Annotated in this window: 21 protein-coding genes and 3 pseudogenes; 16 read left to right on the top strand and 8 right to left on the bottom strand. The window is 70.7% G+C overall.

Annotated features, from left to right (window positions below; translation table 11 throughout):
- The first annotated feature begins 155 nt into the window (after positions 1 to 155).
- The 10 genes and pseudogenes from BMW85_RS42445 (at position 156) to BMW85_RS42400 (ending at position 11,062) form a co-directional block, all read left to right on the top strand.
- Complete coding sequence (locus BMW85_RS42445; RefSeq protein WP_091093024.1) at positions 156 to 1,157, top strand: NADP-dependent oxidoreductase; 1,002 nt, start codon at positions 156 to 158, stop codon at positions 1,155 to 1,157.
- Positions 1,158 to 1,424: 267 nt separating this feature from the next.
- Positions 1,425 to 1,679, top strand: a pseudogene (locus BMW85_RS52410) (alpha/beta fold hydrolase); the annotation flags it as partial.
- Between the two features lie 50 nt (positions 1,680 to 1,729).
- Positions 1,730 to 1,969: a hypothetical protein gene (locus BMW85_RS48985; protein ID WP_143082599.1), complete on the top strand. Its 240-nt coding sequence runs from the start codon at positions 1,730 to 1,732 to the stop codon at positions 1,967 to 1,969.
- 93 nt (positions 1,970 to 2,062) lie between these two features.
- Positions 2,063 to 2,590 carry a pyridoxamine 5'-phosphate oxidase family protein gene (locus BMW85_RS42435; RefSeq protein WP_091093021.1) on the top strand — a complete coding sequence of 176 codons (528 nt, stop codon included), beginning with the start codon at positions 2,063 to 2,065 and terminating at the stop codon, positions 2,588 to 2,590.
- Positions 2,591 to 2,786: 196 nt separating this feature from the next.
- Entirely contained in the window at positions 2,787 to 5,342 is a 2,556-nt protein-coding gene (locus BMW85_RS42430; protein ID WP_091093019.1) for an excinuclease ABC subunit UvrA, read from the top strand.
- Between the two features lie 758 nt (positions 5,343 to 6,100).
- Positions 6,101 to 7,408 carry a phosphoribosyltransferase gene (locus tag BMW85_RS42420; protein ID WP_245775389.1) on the top strand — a complete coding sequence of 436 codons (1,308 nt, stop codon included), beginning with the start codon at positions 6,101 to 6,103 and terminating at the stop codon, positions 7,406 to 7,408.
- Positions 7,409 to 7,626: 218 nt separating this feature from the next.
- Positions 7,627 to 8,913 carry an RtcB family protein gene (locus BMW85_RS42415; protein ID WP_281249686.1) on the top strand — a complete coding sequence of 429 codons (1,287 nt, stop codon included), beginning with the start codon at positions 7,627 to 7,629 and terminating at the stop codon, positions 8,911 to 8,913.
- 20 nt (positions 8,914 to 8,933) lie between these two features.
- The gene (locus BMW85_RS42410) at positions 8,934 to 9,353 is read left to right on the top strand and encodes an archease (RefSeq protein WP_091093015.1); all 420 of its coding nucleotides are present in this window, start codon (positions 8,934 to 8,936) and stop codon (positions 9,351 to 9,353) included.
- A 276-nt stretch (positions 9,354 to 9,629) separates the two neighbouring features.
- Positions 9,630 to 10,049 (top strand): CBS domain-containing protein, encoded by a 420-nt coding sequence (locus tag BMW85_RS42405; RefSeq protein WP_091093013.1) that lies wholly within the window; start codon positions 9,630 to 9,632, stop codon positions 10,047 to 10,049.
- Positions 10,050 to 10,126: 77 nt separating this feature from the next.
- Positions 10,127 to 11,062 carry a ribose-phosphate diphosphokinase gene (locus BMW85_RS42400; RefSeq protein ID WP_091093012.1) on the top strand — a complete coding sequence of 312 codons (936 nt, stop codon included), beginning with the start codon at positions 10,127 to 10,129 and terminating at the stop codon, positions 11,060 to 11,062.
- Here BMW85_RS42400 and BMW85_RS42395 read toward each other — a convergent pair.
- Positions 11,045 to 11,347, bottom strand: coding sequence for a maleylpyruvate isomerase N-terminal domain-containing protein (locus tag BMW85_RS42395; protein WP_425434417.1), 303 nt, complete (start codon positions 11,345 to 11,347; stop codon positions 11,045 to 11,047). The two genes, BMW85_RS42400 and BMW85_RS42395, sit on opposite strands and share 18 nt — an antisense overlap.
- An 8-nt stretch (positions 11,348 to 11,355) precedes the next feature.
- Here BMW85_RS42395 and BMW85_RS52690 point away from each other — a divergent pair.
- Positions 11,356 to 11,430: pseudogene (locus BMW85_RS52690) on the top strand (TetR family transcriptional regulator); the annotation flags it as partial.
- A gap of 69 nt (positions 11,431 to 11,499) precedes the next feature.
- Complete coding sequence (locus tag BMW85_RS51650) at positions 11,500 to 11,874, top strand: hypothetical protein (RefSeq protein WP_245775388.1); 375 nt, start codon at positions 11,500 to 11,502, stop codon at positions 11,872 to 11,874.
- A gap of 16 nt (positions 11,875 to 11,890) precedes the next feature.
- Here BMW85_RS51650 and BMW85_RS42385 read toward each other — a convergent pair whose 3' ends face one another.
- Positions 11,891 to 12,562, bottom strand: coding sequence for a TetR/AcrR family transcriptional regulator (locus BMW85_RS42385; RefSeq protein ID WP_177241160.1), 672 nt, complete (start codon positions 12,560 to 12,562; stop codon positions 11,891 to 11,893).
- A gap of 92 nt (positions 12,563 to 12,654) precedes the next feature.
- On the opposite strand from BMW85_RS42385, the gene BMW85_RS50055 reads away from it, so the two are divergent.
- Positions 12,655 to 12,882 carry a DUF4158 domain-containing protein gene (locus tag BMW85_RS50055; protein WP_177241159.1) on the top strand — a complete coding sequence of 76 codons (228 nt, stop codon included), beginning with the start codon at positions 12,655 to 12,657 and terminating at the stop codon, positions 12,880 to 12,882.
- Positions 12,883 to 13,037: 155 nt separating this feature from the next.
- Here BMW85_RS50055 and BMW85_RS42380 read toward each other — a convergent pair whose 3' ends face one another.
- Positions 13,038 to 13,901, bottom strand: a complete 864-nt coding sequence (locus tag BMW85_RS42380; RefSeq protein WP_091093006.1) for a hypothetical protein — start codon at positions 13,899 to 13,901, stop codon at positions 13,038 to 13,040.
- Entirely contained in the window at positions 13,898 to 14,449 is a 552-nt protein-coding gene (locus BMW85_RS42375; RefSeq protein WP_091093004.1) for an RNA polymerase sigma factor, read from the bottom strand. Before BMW85_RS42375 ends, BMW85_RS42380 begins: the two co-directional genes overlap by 4 nt.
- Positions 14,450 to 14,919: 470 nt before the next feature.
- On the opposite strand from BMW85_RS42375, the gene BMW85_RS42370 reads away from it, so the two are divergent.
- The 3 genes and pseudogenes from BMW85_RS42370 to BMW85_RS42365 all read left to right on the top strand — a co-directional run bounded on the left by BMW85_RS42370 (position 14,920) and on the right by BMW85_RS42365 (position 17,988).
- Positions 14,920 to 17,430: an MMPL family transporter gene (locus BMW85_RS42370; RefSeq protein ID WP_091093003.1), complete on the top strand. Its 2,511-nt coding sequence runs from the start codon at positions 14,920 to 14,922 to the stop codon at positions 17,428 to 17,430.
- A 66-nt stretch (positions 17,431 to 17,496) separates the two neighbouring features.
- Positions 17,497 to 17,583, top strand: a pseudogene (locus tag BMW85_RS52190) (TetR family transcriptional regulator); the annotation flags it as partial.
- On the top strand, positions 17,563 to 17,988 hold the full coding sequence (locus BMW85_RS42365) for a TetR/AcrR family transcriptional regulator C-terminal domain-containing protein (protein ID WP_281249688.1): 426 nt from the start codon (positions 17,563 to 17,565) through the stop codon (positions 17,986 to 17,988). The pseudogene BMW85_RS52190 and the gene BMW85_RS42365, both read left to right, overlap by 21 nt.
- A 9-nt stretch (positions 17,989 to 17,997) precedes the next feature.
- Here BMW85_RS42365 and BMW85_RS42360 read toward each other — a convergent pair whose 3' ends face one another.
- From BMW85_RS42360 to BMW85_RS42345, 4 genes are all read right to left on the bottom strand, one after another.
- Complete coding sequence (locus tag BMW85_RS42360) at positions 17,998 to 19,254, bottom strand: MFS transporter (protein WP_245775387.1); 1,257 nt, start codon at positions 19,252 to 19,254, stop codon at positions 17,998 to 18,000.
- A gap of 132 nt (positions 19,255 to 19,386) precedes the next feature.
- On the bottom strand, positions 19,387 to 20,010 hold the full coding sequence (locus tag BMW85_RS42355; RefSeq protein WP_177241158.1) for a DUF47 domain-containing protein: 624 nt from the start codon (positions 20,008 to 20,010) through the stop codon (positions 19,387 to 19,389).
- Positions 20,007 to 20,933, bottom strand: a complete 927-nt coding sequence (locus BMW85_RS42350) for an inorganic phosphate transporter (protein ID WP_177241157.1) — start codon at positions 20,931 to 20,933, stop codon at positions 20,007 to 20,009. Before BMW85_RS42350 ends, BMW85_RS42355 begins: the two co-directional genes overlap by 4 nt.
- Before the next feature lie 20 nt (positions 20,934 to 20,953).
- Entirely contained in the window at positions 20,954 to 22,612 is a 1,659-nt protein-coding gene (locus BMW85_RS42345; protein ID WP_091092996.1) for a right-handed parallel beta-helix repeat-containing protein, read from the bottom strand.
- Between the last annotated feature and the right edge of the window lie 18 nt (positions 22,613 to 22,630).

The following is a 22,630-nucleotide window of genomic DNA, read 5'->3' as shown; positions in this document are numbered from 1 at the left end:
GCACAGGCCGCCCATCGTCGGTCCATACGCAAAGGGGGCCAAGCACACCGAATCGCACGCGGTCACCGTACCCGCAGCGAACCCCCAGCCGATCGTGCGCGACCCCCTCCAGAGTGGAGCCCGAAGCAGAGAGCACCACGAACGAGGAGCACCCCATGACCGTCAACCGCGAGATCCACCTGGCCGCCCGCCCCTTCGGCGAGCCCGGCACAGAGAACTTCGAACTGGTCACCACCGCGCTGCCCGACCTGGCCGAGGGCCAGGTCCTGGTCCGCAACACCTGGATGTCGGTCGATCCCTACATGCGCGAGCGGATGCACGACGCCGAGTCCTACCTGCCGCCGTTCCAGCTCGGCCGGCCCCTGGACGGCTCGGCGATCGGCGAGGTCGTGGCCTCGCGATCGGACGACCTCCCGGTGGGCGCGACCGTCGTGCACTTCCTGGGGTGGCGCGAGTACGCCGCGGTGGACGCCGCGGCCGCAACCGTCGCCGACCTCACCCTGGCCCCCGCCGAGGCATGGCTCGGCGTGATGGGCACGACGGGGCTGACCGCCTACACGGCCCTGACACACGTGGCCCCCGTGCGGGAGGGCGACGTGGTCCTCGTCTCGGCGGCAGCCGGGGCGGTGGGCACCGTCGCCGGGCAACTCGCCCGCAAGCTCGGCGCCTCTCGCGTGATCGGTTCCGCCGGCGGGACGCCGAAGGCGAAGAAGCTCGTGCAGGACTTCGGCTACGACGCCGCGATCGACTACCGTGCCGGTTCCGTCGCCGGACAACTGGCCAAGGCCGCGCCCGACGGCATCGACGTCTACGTCGACCACGTCGGCGGCGACCACCTGGTGGCGGCGATCGACGCACTGCGTCACGGCGGCAGGATCGCGATGGTGGGCGCGATCAGCTCCTACAACGCGACCGAGCCGGTCCCCGGCCCGAGCAACCTGTTCACCCTGGCCGCCAAGGACGCCACCCTGCGCGGAATGCTGATCAACTCCTACTTCCACCTGTTCCCGGAATGGATCGCGAAGGCGGCCGGTTGGCTGGCCGACGGCTCCCTGCACACCGAAGTGACCGTGGCCGAGGGCATCGAGCGGGCGCCCTCGGCCTTTCTCGACATGATGCGCGGCGGCAACGTCGGCAAGATGCTGGTGAGGCTCTGAGACACATCGCGCCTCGCCAGCAGCTTTCCGATGTCCGTGCCTACCAGCGCGGCTACCCCAGCCCATCAGCCGCTAACAGCCCACCAAGCATGGTTACGGGCGTGGCCCGCCCGGACAGACACGGGCTGTTCGGAGGCGGTGGGTCTCCGTTGAATCTGACCAGGAAATTGATCGGCTCCCCCTGGCCGTGGAGAGATGCGACCGGGTGAGGAAATCGGGCTGCGGTTGACCAGGCGCTGATCCAGAACGCCACGGGCAAGATGGTCATACTGGAGCTGGGGCCGCCTCGAGCGCGGCGGCGGCCTGGCGTTCCTGCTCAGCACGCTGCTCGGCCGCCTCGGTGCGCCGAAGCTGCTGGTGTGGGGTGAGGACGACACGTTCCAGAAGGTCGGCTACGCGGAGCGGTTCGCCGGTGAGGTCCCGAACACCGCGCTGGTGAGGGTGCCAAAGGCCGGTCACATCCCCATGGAGAACGACCCGGCGCTGGTCGCCCGCACGCTGGCTGCGTTCTTTCTCGCCTGACGGGTTGATCTTTCCGCGGCTCGGCGGCCGGTCAAGGCGAGGACGCGCGCGTGAGCGGCGAGCTCGACGATGAGGGCGCGGACTTCGGGCCTCGTCCCGTGCCGGTAGCGGAGGGCGTCGCGGATGAAGCCCCAATGGATGTGGTGGAACATGCGCTGGGCGGCGTGCCGGCCGCCGCGGCAGACGCCTCGTCCGCTGTGCCGCTCGCTGACCGGCGCGCTATGCCACGTCCGAAGGACGGACGCTGGGCAGGCGGCCCGACGGTGTCCGCAGAACGGATGAAAACATGACACAAGGCGTCGGGTTTTGGAGCAATCATGAAATCACCCGTCAGCGCCGATGTGGGTGTGGACCGGGGACCTCACGGATGGACAAGGACCTCAATGCGCGAAACGCCCGAGGAGCTCACGGAACTTCAGGCTCTCCTCGAAGCCTCCCTTTCCCGCTCCACCTCACACCTCCGCTCGATCGTCACCGCGAACACCATGACCGCAGAGCAGGTCACCCGAATTCTGATCGGCATGTGCACCCTCGCCCTGTCCACCGTGACGGCAAAGGGCGAGCCGCGGATCAGCGGCGTGGACGGGCACTTCCTGCACGGCAAGTGGCACTTCGGCACGGCGCGAAGCGCCGCCAAGGCCCGCCACCTCGCCGCCCGCCCCGCCATCAGCATCGCGCACATGCGCGGTGAGGACCTGGGCGTGTTCACGCACGGCACGGTGGAAATCCTCAATCCTGACAACGGCGAGCCAGCCGCTGACTGGCCGGACCTGCTCGCCTACTTCAAGGACTTCTACGGCGACGACTACTTCGACTGGGACAACGACGTGGTCTACCACCGGCTGCATCCGCACTGGATGACCGCCTACGCCCCCGGCATCGACAAGCTCACCAGGGTGTCCCGGTCTTGATCTGCGGCACGGGCCGCGTCGAGACCGGCCAGGTGCTGGCGGATCTGATCAAGCGGCCGCTCGGCGCCGCCGCGCTGAGCGGCCGCTGCGCTGTGGCGTAATCACTTTGTTTGACATGGGTGGGGGTCCGTCCGCCTGTGTTCTGCTGCGAGAGGGTGGATCAAGGTTGACTGCGTTCGTACGGGATGTCGCGAGTATGGGGCGCGAGGTCATCGAGGTGGTGGGAGCTCGTACCAACAATCTGCGGGACGTGTCGGTGAGCATCCCCAAGGGATGGCTCACCGCCTTCACCGGGGTGAGTGGCAGCGGCAAGACCTCGCTGGCCATCGACACCGTGCACAACGAGGCCCAGCTCCGGTATCTGGAGGGGCTTTCGCCGTTCGTGCGGCAGTACATCACCCAGCGCAATCGGCCGAAGGTCGACCGCATCCGGGGACTCGGCGCGACGCTCGCGGTCGATCAGCGCCGCCTGAACCGCAACCCCCGGTCCACGGTCGCGACGATCACCGGCATCGACGGGCATCTGGGACTGCTGTATTCGCGCCTTCCGGGGATCGGCGCGGACCCGGCGGCGGAGAGCGTCAACGGGCATCTGACGACCGCTCATTTCGACCGCAATACGCCGGAAGGGAGCTGCGCGGACTGTCACGGGGTGGGCGGGCGCTGGCAGGCGCAGGAGGACCTGGTCATCACCCATCCGGAGCTTCCGCTCTTCGAGGGTGCCTCGCCCTGGTACGCCAAGTGGCGGTCGGGGGAGCACGCGTTCGTGCCGGCGCTCGCCGACAAGCGCGGCGTGGACCTCAGCCGGCCGTGGCGGTCGCTGCCGGAGGAGTTCCGCCACTGCGTGCTGTACGGCACGGGTGAGGAGAAGGTCGAGGCGACCGTCGACATGACCAGCAAAAAGGAGACGGTCTCGGTGACCTACACCTCGAGCCAGCCGCTGCGGGGCGCGCTGGCCGAGGTGGAGCGGGTGTTCGTGAACGCCCAGACCTCCAGCGCCAAGCAGCGCTACCTGCCGTACATGCGTAAGCAGCCGTGCGGCACCTGCGGCGGCAGCGGATATGACCAGGTGGCCCGGTCCGTGCGGCTCAGCGGGCTGACCTACCCCGACCTGCTCGAGGTGGACGTACGGGAGGTGCGTAGCTGGGCGGAGCGTGTGGTCGGCGACCTGGGCGCCCGCCAGCGCGAGGTGGGCGAGCCGCTGCTGCAGGATCTGGGCCGCAGACTCGGGATCCTCGACCGGCTCGGCCTGGCCCATCTCCAGCTGTCCCGGAGCGCGGCGACGCTGTCCGGGGGTGAGTTGCAGCGGACCCGGCTCGCCGCTCAGCTCAGCACCGAGCTGAGCGGCATCGTCTTCGTCCTGGACGAGCCCGGGACCGGGCTGCATCCGGCGGACAAGGCGCACCTGCTCGACATCGCCCTGGAGCTACGCGGGGCCGGCAACACGGTGCTCCTGGTCGAGCACGACCCTGAACTGATCGCCCGGGCCGACTGGGTGATCGACATGGGCCCAGGCGCGGGCCGTCGCGGCGGGGAGGTCCTGGTGTCGGGGCTTCCCGCCGACGCGGCCGCGCACCCGACGTCGCTGACCGGACGCTATCTGGCCGGTGAGGGGCCGCGGCTGCGCCGAACCCGCCGTCCGATCGGGGGTGACACCTGCTGGGTGGAACTGCACGGCCTGCGTGCGCACAATGTGACCGCAGACCTGGTGCGTTTCCCCGCCGGTCGGCTCACCTGCCTGACCGGGGTGAGCGGCAGCGGCAAGAGCAGCCTGCTCGGCGCGCTCGCGGCGAGCGTGGAGGCCACCCTGAACGCGACGACGATCGACACGGTGCGACAGGTGACTGGCCTGAAGGGGTTCGACTGGGTCGCCGTCGTCGATCAGGAACCGCTCGGGCGCACGCCGCGGTCCAACCCGGCCACCTACAGCAAGGCGTTCGACATCGTCCGCAAGTTGTTCGCCGAAACCGACGTGGCACGCGGACGCGGGGTCAATGCCTCCTGGTTCAGCTTCAACACCGCGGGTGGTGGTCGCTGCGAAACCTGCACCGGTTATGGCCGCAAGCTGGTCGACATGCACTTCCTGCCGGATGTGTGGGTGGTCTGCGACGCGTGCGAGGGCCGGCGCTACCAGCCGGAGGCCTTGGAGATCAGGTACCAGGGATTGGCCATCGATCAGGTTCTGGAGCTGACCGTCGCCGAGGCGGTGGAGCGGTTCTCCGAGCCCCGGCAGCTCGCGGAAATCCTGGGAGCCTTGAACCAGGTTGGGCTCGGCTATCTTCAGCTCGGCCAGAGCGCCACAGAGTTGTCCGGTGGCGAGGCGCAGCGGCTGAAGCTAGCGTCCGCGATCCAGCGCGGTGCCGCCGCGGGCCGCAAGGCCGGTCTTGTCGTTCTCGACGAACCCGTCTCGGGCCTGCACCCGTCTGACATCCAGCGTGTGGTGGATGCGCTCGACGTGTTGCTCGACTCGGGCAACACCGTCGTCGTGGCCGAACATGACATCCCCGTCGCCGCGTCCGCGGACTGGGTGATCGACCTGGGGCCGGGAGCCGGTCCGGACGGGGGCGCGGTGATCGCGGAGGGCACCCCGGACGCCGTCGCGACCGCGAACACCCCGACCGCCGGTTTCTTCCGGCGGTACGCGGCGGGCCTGCCGCTCCTGGAAGTGCGAGATGACGAGCGCGGGGCGCGTCTTGCGTCACGTCCTGCACTGTCGGCCACGCCCTCCCCGAGGACGATCGCCCGCGCCTGAAATCGGTGCCGGAGCGCTGCGAGCATCTGGCCGCCGCCGGACTCTCCACCCGCGCCGATTGCTACCGAAACCCCCACCCCGACGAAACCGGACTCGACCATCTCCTCGATCGCCTTCTGCAGCTCCAGGCGATCCTGCCCAGCCGCGGTCTCCGGCACGGCCCCGCCGTCCGCGGCGGCCACCCTGGCGGCGTCGAGGGCTCCGGTGATCTTGCGGGCCATCTCGGCCGTGGCGGGGCTCGGCCGGCCCTGGTGCATCTGGGCGGTTTCGACAGCGACGAGGACGGTGCGGCGGAAGTTGCCGGCCTCGGCCCGGATCCTGCTGCTTCAGCAGGTTCATGGCCGCGGTCAGGGCCGGCAGCACGCGGTCGGCGATCTCGGCCACCGACTTGCCGGCCAAGTCCTTGCCCTTGGGGTAATCGGCATCAAGGAGACGACGCTCCTGGTACTCGGCAACCGCGGTACCGACTCGCCCACCTGCCTGCTGCTTGGACCGGCCGCCCGGGCGGCTCTGGCCGAAGCCCGGTGCCTGGTCGCCTTGACTCCGCCCACCAGGCAAGTATGAGAAGCCAGCAGCAACGTGACCGATCGCGATCTCGCTCTTCGCAGCTCTCGCACAGGGGGTGGGAGGTGACACCGCAGGCAGCGAGGTGATGACTCTTGGTTTCTTCGCCATCGGCGTGGGGATTCGTGTGAGGTACGGCGAAGTGCCAGGGGGAGGCAGGTACGCCGATGTTCGCTGATCGTCATGATGCGGGCGTGCGTCTGGCCGAGCGTTTGACCGGGATCGTCACCGAGGAGAATGTGGTCGTCCTCGGGCTACCCAGAGGCGGCGTGCCTGTGGCCTTCGAAGTGGCCCAGGCCTTGGGCGCGCCGCTGGATGTGATCGTGGTCCGCAAGCTGGGCGTGCCGTTCCAGCCCGAGCTCGGGTTCGGTGCCGTCGGAGAGGGCGGCGTACGCGTGATCAATCCCGAGGTCGTCCGGATGGCGGACGTGACCCCGGCGGAGATGGCCGCAGTAGAGAAGGGTGAGCGGGCCGAGGTGCTGCGCCGGGCGAGCCGCTTCCGCGGTGACCGCGCACCGGTCGACCTCGCCGGCCGCACGGTCATCGTCGTGGACGACGGGATCGCGACCGGTGGCACGGCTCGCGCCGCCTGCCAGGTGGCGCGAGCGCGCGGCGCCGCACGAGTGATCTTGGCGGTCCCGGTCGGCGCGCCCGACACTGTCGCGAGCCTGCGCCAGGACGCCGACGAGGTCATCTGCCTGGAGACACCTGACGCTCTATGGGCCATCGGCGTCTGGTACGCCGATTTCACCCAGACCACCGACGAGCAGGTGGTCAAACTCCTGCGACAGGCCGCCGCACCCGCCGCCGAAGGCGCGGTGAGCGGGAAGGCCGGCGTGGTGACGTCCGATCAACTGGAGCGGATCGACGAGGTGATGGTGAATGTCGGTCTGGTCCGCCTGCCGGGCCGGCTCGTCGTCCCCGAGGAGACCGCGGGGGTGGTGGTCTTCGTGCACGGCAGCGGCAGCAGCCGGCACAGCCCACGCAACCACTACGTGGCCTCGATTCTCAACCAGGCAGGCTTGGCCACCTTGCTGTTCGACCTGCTCACGGTAGAAGAAGAGTACGACCGCGGCAACGTGTTCGACATCGAGTTGCTGGCCGGACGGCTCGCGCAGGTGACCAACTGGCTGAGCGATCAGCCTCAGGCCGCGGGACTGCCGGTCGGCTACTTCGGAGCCAGCACCGGAGCGGCGGCCGCGCTGTGGGCGGCGGCGGAACCGGGCAGCCAGGTGGCCGCCGTCGTCTCCCGAGGCGGACGCCCAGATCTGGCCGGGCCGCGTCTGTCCGCGGTACGAGCGGCGACACTGCTGATCGTGGGCAGCCGGGACGAACTGGTGTTCGGCCTCAACCAGACGGCACAACAGCAGTTGCGCTGCGAGAACCACCTGGAGATCATCCCTGATGCCACCCACCTGTTCGGAGAGCCCGGGGCGCTCGAGACCGTCGCCGACCTGGCACGCGACTGGTTCACCGACCATCTCGGAACACGCGTGAGCTGAGAGTTCTCAGGCTGTCGCTGGCACCGGTCCGGGGACGGGGAAATTCCCAGCAGATGCCTCACACCAACGCGTCACCTGCGCCATTGGGGGCGAAAATGGGATACGCGATCCAACTCGTCCAGGAGACGCCCTATCGCTTCCGCATCGAGCGGCACGGACCGATGCGGGTGCCCGGCGTCATCCTGGCCTCCCGAGAGCTGCTCCCGGAGGATCAGGCGTTGCAGCAGGTCGTCAACGTGGCCACCCTGCCGGGCATTGTCCGTGCCTCCTACGCCATGCCTGACCTGCACTGGGGGTACGGATTCCCGATCGGCGGCGTGGCCGCCACCGACATCACGGCCGGAGGGGTGGTCTCCCCGGGCGGGGTCGGTTTCGACATTTCCTGTGGAGTACGGCTGCTCGTCGCCGACATGGATCGCGACCTGCTGGCGCCTCGGATGACCCGGCTCCTGGATCGCCTCGACCATGTCATCCCCCGAGGTGCCGCGCGTGGTGCCGTCTGGCACCTGACCGGGCGGACACAGCTGGAAGGAGTCCTGTCCGACGGTGCCCGGTACGCGGTCGAGCAGGGCCACGGCGTGGCGCGGGACCTGGAGCGCTGCGAGGACTTCGGCGCCGTCGCCGACGCCGATGTCTCCCAGGTCGGTTCCCGCGCCATGGAGCGAGGGCTGAACCAGGTGGGCAGCCTCGGCTCCGGAAATCACTTCCTGGAGATCCAGGCGGTGGAGGAGGTGTACGACGAGGCGGTGGCGGCCGCGTTCGGCCTGCGCCGTGGCCAGGTGTGCGTGATGATCCACTGTGGCTCGCGTGGGCTCGGCCACCAGATCTGCACCGACCACGTACGTGCGATGGAAAAGGTCATGCCGCATTACGGCATCACGGTGCCCGACCGGCAACTCGCCTGTGCCCCGGTCGATTCTTCCGAAGGCCGCGCGTATCTCGGCGCGATGGCCGCCGCGGCCAACTACGGGCGCGCCAACCGGCAACTGCTCGGCGAGGCCACACGGCGTGCCTTCGCGGACCTCGCCGACTGCGGCCTGGATCTGGTGTACGACGTCTCGCACAACCTGGCCAAGATCGAAACACACGACGGCGCGCGACTGTGCGTCCACCGCAAAGGTGCCACCCGGGCGCTGCCGCCGTATCATCCCGATCTACCGGCCGATCTGGCCCCGGCGGGCCAGCCCGTGCTGATCCCGGGCACCATGGGCACCGCCTCCTACGTGCTCACCGGAGTTCCCGGCGGTGAGGCGTTCCACTCCACCTGCCACGGCGCGGGCCGTACCCAAAGCCGCCACCAGGCGGCGCGTTCCATCACCGGCGAGCAACTACGCGACCGGCTGGAGGCACAGGGCATCGTCGTACGCGGCGCGACCTGGCGAGGGCTGGCCGAGGAGACGCCCACGGCCTATAAGGACGTCGACACCGTGGTCACAGCCAGCGAAGGAGCAGGACTGTGCCGCAAGGTCGCCCGCCTGGTGCCGCTCGGCGTCGTCAAAGGCTGAACGAGCAGAAGGAAACGCCGATGAGCGCCGACGCCGGACACCGCACCCTCCCCCATACCGCCGACACCCGTATCCAGGCCTGGGCGCCGACGATCGGGGAATGCATCGCGCAGGCAGTGCTCGGCACGGCGGGCAGCTTCCTCGATCTGGACGGCGCCGCCGCCACCAGTGAGCGCGACCTTCACGTCGAACCCGGCGAACCTCAGGATCGGTTGGTAGCCGTCTTGGACGAGGTCATCTACCTGATGGACACCACCGGACAGATCCCGATCAAAGCGACGGCCGTCCACGATCAGGACCGTCTCCGCCTCCACCTGACCATGGCCGACCTGACGGCGATACCCCAGACCGGAGCGGTGCCCAAGGCCGTCGCCCTGCACCAGCTGACCTTCGAACACCGCGCCGGTCAGTGGACCTGCACGGTGACCCTGGACGTGTGACGCCACCAGGCGCGATCGATGCGGAAGCGCGTGCCGCGGAATGTGAGCCTCGCCCTCGAACGCAGTATTGAAGGTGAGGATCGAGCAGTGTGAGAAGGCCCACCAGGGTGATTCTTGGATTCTCGGGGAGCCTTGAGCCGACGCTGTCACTCGGCTCCCCACTGAAGACCCTTCGGCCCATCGCGTCATGGCTGGTAGGAGGCAGAACCGAGGGGTAAGTGCCGAGAGAGGGACGGGTGGTCCGGACAGAGGTGGACTGCCCAGAAGGGGGTAATCGTGACCACGGCACGGGACATCATGCATCCAGGCGTCGAGTGCATCGGCGAGCACCAGAATCTCGCCTTCGCCGCGCAGCGCATGCGCGAACTCGACGTCGGGGCGTTGCCGATCTGCGGCGAGGACGACCGGCTCCATGGCATCATCACCGACCGGGACATCGTGCTCAAGTGCGTCGCCACTGGAGGCGACCCGAACACGATCACTGCGGGCGAGCTGGCTCAGGGCAAGCCGGTCACCGTCGAGGCCGGCGCGGACGTCCAGCAAGTACTGCAGACCATGGAGCAGCACCGGATCCGTCGCCTGCCGGTGATCGACGAGCACCGGCTCGTCGGACTGATCAGCGAGGCCGACCTGGCTCGGCACCTGCCCGAGGAGACGGTCGGCCACTTCGTGGAGGTGATCTGCGCAAGCCCGTGACCTGATCAGCCAGGAAGCCGGTGGGGATGGCGGCGCAGCCGCCCCGATGCCTCGTCACGAGCGGAGGCGGAACACCGATGACTCTACAGATCGTGGCGGGGACGGCCGATCGTGCGCTCGCCGGTTCCATCGCCCGGGTGCTGGGCATCGAGCCGGCCTCGGTGGTGGTGGAGCGGTTTCCGGACGGGGAACTCCGGCCCGTCGTGGATGGTCTGGGGGGCGCGGATGTCTACCTGGTCCAGGCCACGGGTCCGCCGGTCAATGACCATGTGATGGAGTTGCTGTTGCTGGTCGATGCGTGCCGGCGGGCGGGTGCGGCGCGGGTCACCGCGGTCGTGCCGTATTTCGGGTATGCCCGTCAGGACCGTCGTGGCCGGGCCGGGCAGGCGATCGGGGTCCACGTCGTCGCCGGCGTACTCGCTTCGGCCGGGACACAGCGCCTGATCGTCGTGGATCCGCACACGGCCGCGTTGGAGGCCATCTGCGCTGTTGCGGTGGAGATGCTCACGGCCGTGCCTTCCCTCGCCCAGGCACTCGGGGAGCAGGTGCCGGACGGGGCCGTGGTGGTCGCGCCTGATCTCGGCGCGGTCAAGCTGGCCGAGCATTACGGTGCTTTGCTGTCACGGCCTGTGGCGGTGGTGCGCAAGACCCGGCTGAGCGGGACGAGGGTGGTCGCCGAGGAGCTGGTGGGAGACGTCCGTGATCGCCCGGTGGTCATCGTCGACGACATGATCAGTACCGGCGGCACGATCGAGGCCGCGGTGGAGGTCGTGGCCGGCCACGGCGCAGCGCCGGAGATCATCGTGGTCGCGACCCATGGACTGTTCGTGGAACCGGCGGCCGAACGCCTCGGCCGCGCCACGATCCGGCAGGTTCTGGTCACCGACACCCTCGCACAGCCGGTCGCGCCGGCGATGCCGCTCAGCGTGTGCTCGGTGGCTCCACTGCTGGCCGATGCCATCGGGCGCCTGCACCGTGAGGAGCCGCTGGACGACCTACTGGCCCGGGCCTGACGGTCCTGTGCTGACCGGAGCGCGCGGCCGTGATGCCACCGACCGGAGGTCTCCAGGGATGGTCGGCGTTGTCGCGGATGGCGCTGACCGGCTCGGCCGTGGACAGTGCGGCCGCGTCCTGGCGGGCCCGCCGATCCGCCATCCGGTTGATGTCGCCGCGCGCCTGAACGACATGTGAGCCGCGACCTCTCGTACCCGCCATCCGGCGCACAAGGTCGGCGCGTCCCACTGGGCGGGCGTCAGGCTCTCCAGCATCGCCGCCAGCTCCCGGCGTTCGCTCGCGATCGCGGAAGCTGGAGGAGATCGCCGAGCAGGCCGGGCTGACCACGGGCGCGGTCTACTCGCTGTTCGGCAGCAAGAACGGACTGCTGATCGCCCTGGTCACCGACTACCTCACCCCGCACTACGGCGGCATCGAGCAGACCGTCCCCGACGGGATGGGCCTCGTGGAGGCGGTGGAGGTCTTCGCCCGCCACTACCGCCGCCTGTGCGACGACCCCGACGCGCTGCGCCACCTGTCGTTCGAGATCAGCCTCCAGGACCTGGCCCTGCGCGATCCCGAGCTGGCGCCCAGGCTCGCCGCCTCCGTCCGGGCGCACGAGGAACGCCTGACCGCGCTGCTGTCCGGCAGGGTTCACGACGGCAGCGCCGTCACCTCGCGGCAGGCCCGGCGCCTGGCCACGGCGCTGCGCGCGCTCATGGTCGGCCTCAGCCAGGGCGTCACGTTCGGCCTCGCCGAGGCCGCCACCGGGGACTATTTCGCGGCCACCGCCCGCGCCCTGATCACCCCGGACGTGCTCGGACCGGCCTGAGGCATCGGGACGGTCCTCAGAGGGGCGCGCCCGCCCAGCGCCGGCAGATCGTCAACATCTGCTGCTCGGTGGGCTTCTCCACCAGCGGCGACCTGCCTGGCGCGGCTCGCAGCCCGTCGAGCATGACCTGCAGATAGCGGCGGTACAGCCCCGGGCGGACCTGGACGGAGTGCTGCGCCAGGTCGGTCACCAGCCACAGGATCATCACCACGTCGTCGCCGGCGACGCCGTCACGCAGATCGCCCTCGGCCCGCGCCCGGTCGAGCAGGTGCTGCAGCACCTCCGCGACGCGTTCGACGGTGGTCCTGCCGAGCCGCCATCCGCCGCCGCCGAGCGCGACGTCCCGCAGTCCGAGGTTGTCCACCAGGAGCTCGGTGATGCTGCCGAGGAGGAGTTCGAGGCCGTCCCAGGCGCGCTCGGCCTCACCCGCGCGCTGCGCGACCTCCGCCAGCTCGCCCAGCGGCTCCCGCAGCGCCGCGTGGATGAGCTCCTCCTTGTCGGCGAAGCGCCGGTAGACGGTGCCGACGCCGACGCCGGCGTGGTGGGCGACCTCGTTGAAGCCGACGGCGAGGCCGCGCTCGGCGAAGAGTTCCCGGGCGGCGCGCACGATGCGGTCCCGGTTGCGTTCCGCGTCCCGGCGCAGGCCGCCACGCCGCGCGGCCTGGTCGGCGGCGGGTCGCGGTTTCACGTCTCGAAGAGTACTCCTGTGTGGATCGATGGGGTCCCGGTAGCACTGACGGTATTTCACGCCGACGTCGGCTGATATGGCGTTCGTCTGGCATGGCGCCGGCGGTGCTGCGGCTTTACGGCGGGCGCGATCAGACCCGCTCGGACCATCTGGGCCTGATCGCCAAGTATCTGGAGTGGCAGACCGCCCCGGCGGGCAGCCAGGCGATGGCGCGCGAGTATCTGTTGGCGGCGAAGGTGATCCAACTTCTTCGGCGTCGTCAGCGTGGATGGGGAAAGCGGAACTGGCCGAACTCGACACCACAGTATGGCGCCCCTTGAGGGTCGCACAGCGCTGCGGGCACGCAGAGTGGCCGCGCCATCAGCGTGCCGAGGTGGGTAGTCGTTCGCGCGAACGACTACCCACCTGCTCTGGCTCAGCCTCCACTCCGGGAGGACGTCATGTCCGCGCGTGCGTATCGATCACACAGGGTCAGTCAGAATCCGGGCGGCGGGGTCGCAGCCGGGCCCGGCACCACGTGCAGGACGATGACGCCGTCGTTGTACGATTCCGCCCTCGCCACCTGCCAGTCGGGATCGATACGGGAAGCGGGCACATCCTTCTCGAAACGCGTGTCCTTTTCGTCGTTCGGCAGCCGCCAGTCGAGCACGTAGGCCACCTTCAGATGGTGCTCGCGCACGACGTCTGCCGCCTGGGCCGCCGAGCGTCCCTGTAGGTTCACCCCGGCCAGCGCCTCGCCCGGCCAACTGGCGTCGGCGGGGAAGGCGTACTTCTCCCCGGGCTTCGCCGGGCGGCCCAGGCTGACCTTCGCGGGCCCCTTGATGTCCGCGGTGACACGGAAGGCCGTGATGCAGTCTTCGACCCGCTCAGGGCAGCTGTCCCCGGCGAACGTTGCTCTTGCGTCGGGGTCGGACTTCTCGAATCCGAAGACGGAGCCTGCCGGCATTCGCGGCGGAACGGGGACCAGCGACACCGTGAGGTTGTCCAGGCCGACCTGGTGGAAGGCCTTCTTCAATTCGGCGGGATCAGGATTGCCTTCGGTGAAGTAGAAGGCGTACTCGTCGCCGACGCGGTCGATCGTCACCGCCTGGCTGGCGTACACCTGCTCGGAGGCCCCGAACAGGGACGGGCCGACGACAATGGCTCCCGCCAGAACGGCGACCGCAGCCATGCCCAGCAGGGCGCGACGAGGCGACGGCAAGAGCCGTCGCCGGGCGGGAGCGCGTTCCAGCGAGACGATCTCCGCCAGCAGCGCGTCCGCCCCCGCGGTGGACGCCCGGCCGGCCAGGTCCTCATCCAGCACTCGCGCCCGGTCCTTGAAGATCTGGTCGTTGTTCACCCTGACTCCTTCTCGATGAGCGGCCGTGATGCGAAACCAGCGGCCGATGGGCGGGTCTTCTCCAGGGCCTTGGCGAAGCGTTTGCGGGCCCGGTGCAGGCGGATACTGGCGGCGTTACGGGAGCAGTCCAGCACTGTGGCGATCTCGCCGGGGTCGAGCCCCTCCCAGAGGTTCAGGGCCAGCAGTTCACGATCGCTGTCGGCGAGCACGTCCATGGCCTCGTCCACGCCGTGCTGCTCACTGTGGTGGGAGCGGGCGGCGTAGAGGTGTTCGATCTCGTCGGTGAGTTCGGTGTGCCGGGTGAGCCTGCGCCGCTCGCTTCGGCGGTGGTTGGCCAGGACCCGGCGGGCGACGCCGTACAGCCAGAGCCTGCCGGCCTCGCCGCCGGGGAGCTCGGCTATTCGCTTCCAGGCGATCACATAGGTCTCGGCCACAACGTCGGCGGCGTCCTCGGGAGAGGAACACCGCCGCACGGCGTATCCGAGGATTTGCTCATAGGTTCTCCGGTACACCGCCTCGAACCGGGACCGGTCGTCTTGTTCACTCACGCGTCATCCTCGTCAGACCTTCCGAACGCTGCGGGCTTTCACTTCCTACGTGTCCGCGGGCGACGGCAGAATTTCAGGCCAGGCAGGAACGACTGAACCGATCGGAGCGAGCTGTGGCCTGACACTCGGAAGGCGGGAGCGCGCCGCCAGAGCCGGTTACGCCGAAACCCTCGCCCGGCTGACCGCTGTGACCGGCCCGGCATATCCCATCGCGACCCTGACCCCCGGCCCGGCGACTGGAGCGCCGCAAACCCACCCGCCGCGCGGCGACCCACACCGGCAAGGCTGGATCCTGCACCAGCTCCGCCACAGCGCGCTCCAGCACCCGGCCGGCCTCATGGGATCAACGTCACAGCACGCACCTCCGATGAAGCGGATGAGGGCTATCCGCTTCTCACTAGACTTGCGGAATCGGATAGCCCTTATCCGGTTGCTCGAACCCCACGTGAGAAGCGGAAAGTGAGTGCTCGATGGCCGAACTGCTCTACCGGCTGGGCCGGTTCACCGCCCGGCGGGCCTGGTGGGTGATCACCGCCTGGGTCGTCGTGCTCGCCCTGGCCGTCGGAGCCTTCCTGGCCTTCGGCGGGACCATGAGCTCGACGATGACCATCCCCGGCACGCCGACGGCCCAGGTGACCGACCGGCTCAAGACCGAGCTGCCCGTGGCCAGCGGCGGCACCGGGCAGGTCGTCATCCGTTCGGGCAACGGTGAGGAGCTCACGACCGCCCAGCGCGAGGGCGTCAGCGCCGCGCTGCGCAAGGTCGCCGACCTCGACGGCGTGGACCAGGTGGCCGACCCGTTCGTCTCCACCGCGACACGCGCGGAGCAGGCGAAGAAGATCACCGATGGCCTGGCGCAGGTCGAAGACGGCCGCGACCGGCTCGGCCAGGGCCAGAAGCAGCTCGACCAGGCCCGCTCACAGACCGAAGCGGGCATCGAGCAAGCCGAGACGGCCCTCCGGCAGGCCGGCTCGAACCCGCGGCTCAAGGCCACACTCACCCGGCTCAAGGCGACCCTCGCCCAGCTCGACAAGCAGCAGGCCCAGCTCGACAAGCAGCGCGCGACCCTGGAGACGTCCGAGCGGCAGCTGCTCACCGGACGCGACCTGCTGACCATCGCGCAGGGCATCCGTACGGTCTCCTCCGACGGCTCGACCGCGACCGCCACCGTCGTCTTCGACCTGCCGCAGCAGGAGATCACCCCGGAGACCAAGGAAGCCGTCACCGCGACCTTCGACGCCGCGCTCCCCCGCGGCGTCACCGCCGACTACTCCGCCGAGATCGCGCAGGGCGAGATCCAGCTCGGCGGCGTCGGCGAGGCGGTCGGCCTCGTCGTCGCGGCCATCGTGCTCGTCATCATGACGGGCACCCTCGTGGCCGCCGGGCTGCCGATCCTCAACGCGCTCCTCGGCGTGGGCGTGGCCGTCGCGGGCGCCATGGCCCTGTCGGGCAGCATCGAGATGACGTCGGTGACGCCCATCCTGGGCGCCATGCTCGGCCTGGCCGTCGGCATCGACTACGCGCTGTTCATCCTGCACCGCCACCGCCGCCAGCTGAAGGCGGGCATGGCCGTGGCGGAGTCCATCGGGCTGGCCAACGGCACCAGCGGCAACGCCGTGATCTTCGCGGGCAGCACCGTGCTCATCGCGCTGCTGGCGCTCAACGTCACGGGCATCCCGTTCCTCGCGCTGATGGGGACCGTCGGCGCCGTCGCCATCGCCGTCGCGGTGCTCCTCACCGTGACCATGACCCCGGCACTGCTCGGCCTGCTCGGGCACCGGCTGCTCCCCCGGCGCGACAGGAAGGCCGCCGCGCGGGCCACACCCCAGGCAACATCCGGGGGCGTGCGGCCGATGACCATCGGCGGCGCCGTCCTGCGGATCGTGGTCGGCGTGGGCGCACTGGCCCTCCTCGCGCTGCCCGCCGCCTCGATGCGGCTCGGCCTGCCCACGGGCGCGTCCGAGGCCGCCGACTCTACGCAGTACCGCGCCTACACCGCCATCACCGAGAAGTTCGGTGCCGGCTCCAACGGGCCCCTGGTCGTCGTCGCCGACCTCGGCCACGGGGTGACCGGCGACGAGCTCACGGCGGCCCAGGCCGGCCTCGGCAAGCAGCTCATGGACGTCGACGGCGTGACCGCGGTCGCCCCCATCGGCGCCAACGACCAGGGCACCGTCCTGGTCTTCCAGGTCGTCCCGGCGGGCGGGCCGACGTCGGAGTCCACCGAGGACCTCGTCCACTACCTGCGTGGCCGCAGCCTTGAGCTCGGCTCAGGCGAGGTGTCCCTGTCCGTCGCGGGCAGCGCCAGCGCCAACCTCGACATCTCCGAGAAGCTCGCCGACGCCCTGCCGGCCTACCTCGCCCTCGTCGTCGGCCTGTCGCTGCTGATCCTGATCGTCGTGTTCCGCTCGATCCTGGTGCCCCTCATCGCCACCGGCGGCTTCGTCCTGTCGCTGTTCGCGGCGCTCGGCGGCGTCACGGCCGTCTACCAGTGGGGCTGGCTCGGCGGCCTCTTCGGCGTCACCGACCCCGCGCCGATCCTCAACTTCCTGCCGACCCTGCTGGTGGGCATCCTGTTCGGGCTCGCCATGGACTACCAGCTCTTCCTCACCTCGGGGATGCGCGAGGCGTACGCGCACGGCGCTCCCGCCCGGCAGGCGGTCACCGAGGGCGTACGGGCGGGCAGGGCCGTCGTCACCGCCGCCGCGGTCATCATGATCTCGGTCTTCGGCGGGTTCATGTTCTCCCACATGACGATGATCCGGCCGGTCGGCTTCGCCCTGGCCTTCGGCGTGCTCGTCGACGCGTTCGTCGTACGCATGCTGATCATCCCGGCGGTCATGCATCTGGCGGGCGACAAGGCGTGGTGGCTGCCGCGCCGGCTCGACCGGATCCTGCCCGACGTGGACGTCGAGGGCGCCAAGCTGGAACGCCACCACCAGGCTCCGCCGGCACGGGTCCCGGAGCCCGCCGCGCGCTGACGGCGACCGGCCGGCCGGGCCGCGTTCACGCAGCAGCGTACGCGGCCCGGCGCCGCCGAGGGCCTCGACGGCGTGACCACGCGCAAACTGGCCGCCCGGCTCGGCGTCCAGTCGCCGACCCTCTACTGGCACATCCCGAACAAGGCGGCGCTGGTCACCGCCATCGCCGAGGCGATCCTTGAGCAGCAGTTCCCCGAGCTGACCGCGCCCGCGCCGGAGGAGCGCTGGCAGGAGTGGCTGATCGGCCTGGCCGGGCGGCTGCGGCGCGCGTTGCTGGCCCACCCCGACGGAGCCCGGATCATCTCGGCCTCCCAGCTGTCACTCAAGATGGCCGCCTTCTCCGAACTGGCGATGGCCACAGTCGTCGGGCGGGGCATCCCTCTGCGGCAGGCGCGCCTGGTCGTGCTGACGGTGCTGCGCTTCACCGTCGGCTACGTCCTGGAGGAACAGAACGGCCCTCCCGACGCCGACGCCCTCGACGGCTTCGACCTGGCCGCGTACGCCGCGGCCCGCGACTGTCTGGAACAGATCGTCCACGGTCCCGCCGCAGGCGGGTGAGCCCCGCCGTCACGCCGGCGATGCCGCGGCGGGTTCTCCGGTGAAACGGCGCAAGTGCGGGCTGAGCGCGGCCACGGCGGCGGTCAGGCCGAGCAGCCCGCCCAGCACGACGAGCGCCGCCGCGCCGCCCAGCGCCGCGGCCATCGCCCCGCCGAGCACCGGCCCGAGGGGCTTGAGCGCCGTCCCGCCCATGTTCAGCACCGCACCCATCCGGCCGAGCATCGCCTCCGGCACCATGCGCGCGATCACCACGTTCAGCACCACGTTCAGCGCGGGCGTCGACAACGTGATGAACACCAGCGGGATCATCGGCCACCACGCCCCCCAGGGCAGCGCCGTGGCCGCCAGCGCGGCGCCGAAGACCGCCACGACGGCGACCAGCAGCTTGCCGGGAGGCAGGAGCCTGCTGACGCGGCCCGACAGCAGCGCGCCGGCCAGTCCGCCGACACCCAGACCGGCCAGGACCGTGCCGGTGACGCGCGCGTCACCGCCGCGTTCGCCGACGAGCACGATCAGCGGGATCAGGAACGCTCCGCCCAGCAGGTTGAGCACCATCACCGCCGCGGTCACCTCCCGCAGGCCAGGCCGGCGCAACAGCCACGCGACGGCCTCGGCCACCTCCCTGCGCATGCCACGCCGGATCGGCCGCCGCTCCTCGCCGACGTCCCGTTGCTCGTCCGCCGGGCGGCGCGGCACCTTCGCGAGGGCGTAGAAGAGCGTCGCGGCGAGGAACGTGACGGTGTCGACGACGAAGGGCACCGCCCGCCCCAGGCCGTACAGCAGGCCACCGAGCGGAGGGCCGATCAGCCCGGCCGCGTGGGTGCGGGCCTCCTCCTGCGCGTAGGCGCTGTGCAGCTGGCTCGGGGGTACGACGCCGCGGATCGCCGTGTCCTGGACGGGAACGATGAACGCGGCGCACAGCCCGTCCAGCACCGCCAGCGCGACGAACTGCCAGACCTGTACGTCACCGGAGACGACGAGCGCCGTCAGCAGCGCGGAGACGACCGCCTGAAGGCCCTGAGCGGTGACGAGCGTGCGGCGGCGGTCCCACCGGTCGACCCAGACGCCGGCCGGCATCTGGACGACGAGCGAAGCGACGGTGCGGGCTCCGGCGACGACGCCCGCCAGGCCGGGCGAACCGGTGAGCGCCAGCACCAGCAGCGGCATGGCGAGCCTGGTGAGCTCCGACCCCAGCTCGGAGACCGCGCTGCCGATCCACAGCAGCTGGAAGCGCGCGTTCCTGCGCAGCGGGACGACGTCGGTCACGAAGCGGCTTCCTCGGATGCGGATACGGGTGCGGTCCCGGTCTCGGGCAGGTCGGGCGGGACCCGGAGAAGATACTCGGCGGAGGTGACGCTGTCCAGCCCACGACGCTCCTGGGAGGACGCTGCGCGGTCCTCACTGGTAGCGCTTGATCACGCCGTCGGCGAGGGTGTCCACGGCCGCGGCGAGGCTGGTTCCCGCCGCGTCCAGGCGGGTCAGCAGCAGCGTGACCTTGATGGTGTCCGGGGTGAGCGGGGCGGCCAGGACCTCGGCCAGCGCGAGCTGGTAGGCGACCCGCACCCCGGGCTTCTTGGCGCCTCTCGCGGCCTCGGCGGCGGCGCGTGGGCGGCCGGGCAGCAGCCGGGCCGCCTCGGTGAGCTGCTCGATGCCGGCAGCCAGGGCCCGGAGCGGGCCCGCGTACGACGGGTCGGGCGGCGCGGCGAACAGGTGCAGCTCCCTGACGAAGTCCCGTACCGCGTCGAGGACGTCGTCGATGGCGCGGGAGAAGCGGAAGAGGTCCTCGCGGTCGATGGGCGAGGTGAGGCTGCGGCGCATCTGGCCGACCAGCGCCGCGCGGGCCTCGTCCCCCTCGTGTTCCACCTCGGCCATCCGCGCGCGGGCGGTGGCCGGGTCGAGCTCGCCCGCGGCCGAGGCCGTGGCCAGCCAGACGCCGGTCGCGGCCGCGCCGAGCTGCGTGATGATCTGCCCGGTGAGGACCCGGTCGGTCCGCCCGGTCAGGTCGCGGAGCAGGGACCTCACGGCGCCACCGCGCCTGCCACCGCCCCGGCTGCCGCGCCGCAGGCCAGAGCCAGGGGCAGTGTGAGCAACCAGGCCGCTCCCAGGTGAAGTACCGCTCGCCATCTCACTCTCCTCGTTCCACGGGCCAGGCCGGTGCCGATCATGGCGCCGGACAGGGACTGGGTCATGCTGACGGGGGCGCCGAGCAGGGCCGTGCCGAGCACCACGGCCGCGCCGGACGTCTCGGTGACGACGATCGCGCGGGTGTCGGCCGCGGCGAGCCCGCCGCCGATGCTGGCCGCGAGCCTGCGCAGGCCCAGCACCGCCCCGGCCAGGAAGCAGCCCGCCAGCAGGGCCAGCGCCGGGACGGACGTGGCGGCCCGGGCCGGGGACACCGCCTGGACGGCGGCGTACACGGCCAGGAGCTTCTGGCCGTCGTTCGCGCCGTACGCCACGCAGGTCGCCACGAAGGCCGCCAGATGCATGCGGCGCAGCCGCTCCCCCGCCCCCTTCCGCGCCGGCAGCACCCCGAGCAGCCACATGACCGCGCGGGCGGTGAGCGCCCCCGCGAACGGCGCGACCGCGGCGGCTGCCAGCACCGCCGCCACCAGGGACCAGTCGACCGAGGCCCCCGCCCCCAGGCCAGCCCCCGAGACGCCGCCGATGAGCGCGAGCGTCAGGCTCGTGGGCAGGCGGCAGGTGGCCAGGACCACGGTGACCAGGACGGCCGCCGCGATCCCGGCCAGCAGCGGCGCCTGGTCGCCCTCGAACGACACCAGTCGCGTGCTGAGCGTGGCGGCCACCGCCGTGCCCACGACCAGCGGCGCCGCCAGCACCGCCAGCACCAGCAGGAGCAGGGCGGTGATCGGCCGCAGGCCGCGTACCCGCACCCCGAGGCCGATCACCGCTCCCGCGTCGTTGTAGCCGGTGAACAGGGCGAACAACGCCGTCGCGATCAGCGCCGTCAGGAGGGCCCTCCCGGGCTGGTCTGGGAGCCGGCGCCGCTGTCGCTGACCGGGCCGGTCGCCCCGGAGTCGCGCAGGTCGTTGCCGGTGTACCAGGTGCCGGTGCAGGCGGCGGTGATGGACAGGCCGTAGGCGGCCTCGTTCCCGCTGCCCCGCCGCCGTACGGTGTTGCCGACCAGGCTCGTACGGTTGGCGTTGTTGCTGACCCGCAGGCCCGCGACGGTGCCCGCCGTGGTGCCCGCGCCGAGCACGGTGTTGTCCCGCACCGCCACGTCGGAGATCTGGTCGGTGATCCCGATGCCGTACGCGCCGGAGTCCTTGACGATGTTGCCGGTGATCACGCTGCCGTTGCTGCCCAGGTGGGCGACGATGCCTTCCTTCCCGGGCTGCTCGATGGTGTTGCCGGAGACGACCGTGCGCGGCGAGTTGTTGATCCGGATGCCGACACCGCTGGTGCGGGCGGTGTGGTTGCCGGACACGACGGCGTGGTCGGTGCGGAAGACCGCGATGCCCTCCATCTTGACGTCCTGCACGATGTTGCCCTCGATGATCAGCCGGCTGGTACGCGCCTCGTTGAGCCTGCCGACGCAGATCGCGGCGTCCGCCGGGCGGCCGGCGGCCTCCTGGACCCCCTTCAGCCCGCGCAGGCTGTTGCCGCGGACGATGATGTTGGCGCTGGGCTGCACTCCGGCGGGGCCGATCTGGATGCCGCCGCCGCCGTTGACGATCTGGTTGCCCTCGATCAGCGCGTCCAGCCAGTCGTAGACGCGGATGGCCCACTCGGTGCAGCCCTCGGCGTAGTTGCCGACCACGCGCAGCCCGGTGTGCTGGTGCCCGTTCGGGCCTCCGTGCGAGCCGGCCAGCCGGGGGAAGGACGGGAGGGTCTGCGACGGGCCGCAGTAGCACCCGCTGACCTCGATGTCCTGGCAGCCGTAGAAGTCGGGTGCGCCGAACAGGCCGAAGTGGCTGGGGCCTCCGGCGTAGTCCATCTGGATGGCCTCGGAGTAGCCGCGGTTGCCGTCCGGGTCGGAGAAGCCCAGGAAACGGCAGTTGGAGATCCGCACCGACTTGACGCCGCACAACTCGATCGCGTGGTGGCGCTGCACGTCCCGGATGGTCAGGTCGTGGACGCGGATGTTGGTGCCGTGGCTGAGCCCGAAGCCGACGGCGCTGGCGCTCACGGCGCCCGCGTTGACGTCCCACACGCCGCCCTGGATGACGATGTCGGACTCGCCGTCCCATTTGGTGGCGGTGAAATCGCCCAGGACGCCGTTGCCGAGCAGGGCCGGTCCCGCTGTGCGCTTGACGACCGTGGCCGGGGTCGCGAGGACGGTCGTCCTGGAGAAGACGCTGAGCATGTTCGAGACCAGGTACGTGCCGGGCGGCAGATAGACGGTCCTGCCCTTGCCGGCGTTGAGCGCGGCCTGGATGGCGGCGGTGTCGTCGGTCGCGCCGTCACCCGTGGCGCCGTGGTCGCGGACGTTCACCACCAGGGGGTCGGCGGCGACCGTGAGGGTCGGCGATGGGGACTCCTGGGAGGGGGTCTCGCTCGGCGTGGGGGACGCCGCCGCGGTGGCCGCGGTCGCCATCGCGGCGGCGGAGGCGGTGCCGCCGACGATGGCGGCGCGAAGCAGGTGGCGACGGTCTAAGGGCTGCATGTCGTTCTCCAGACGAGA

The organism is Nonomuraea wenchangensis (genome assembly GCF_900111685.1).
Classification (GTDB): Bacteria; Actinomycetota; Actinomycetes; order Streptosporangiales; family Streptosporangiaceae; genus Nonomuraea; species Nonomuraea wenchangensis.
The sequence above is the reverse complement of the archived record's forward strand: the minus strand, read 5'-3'. Positions and strand labels throughout refer to the sequence as shown.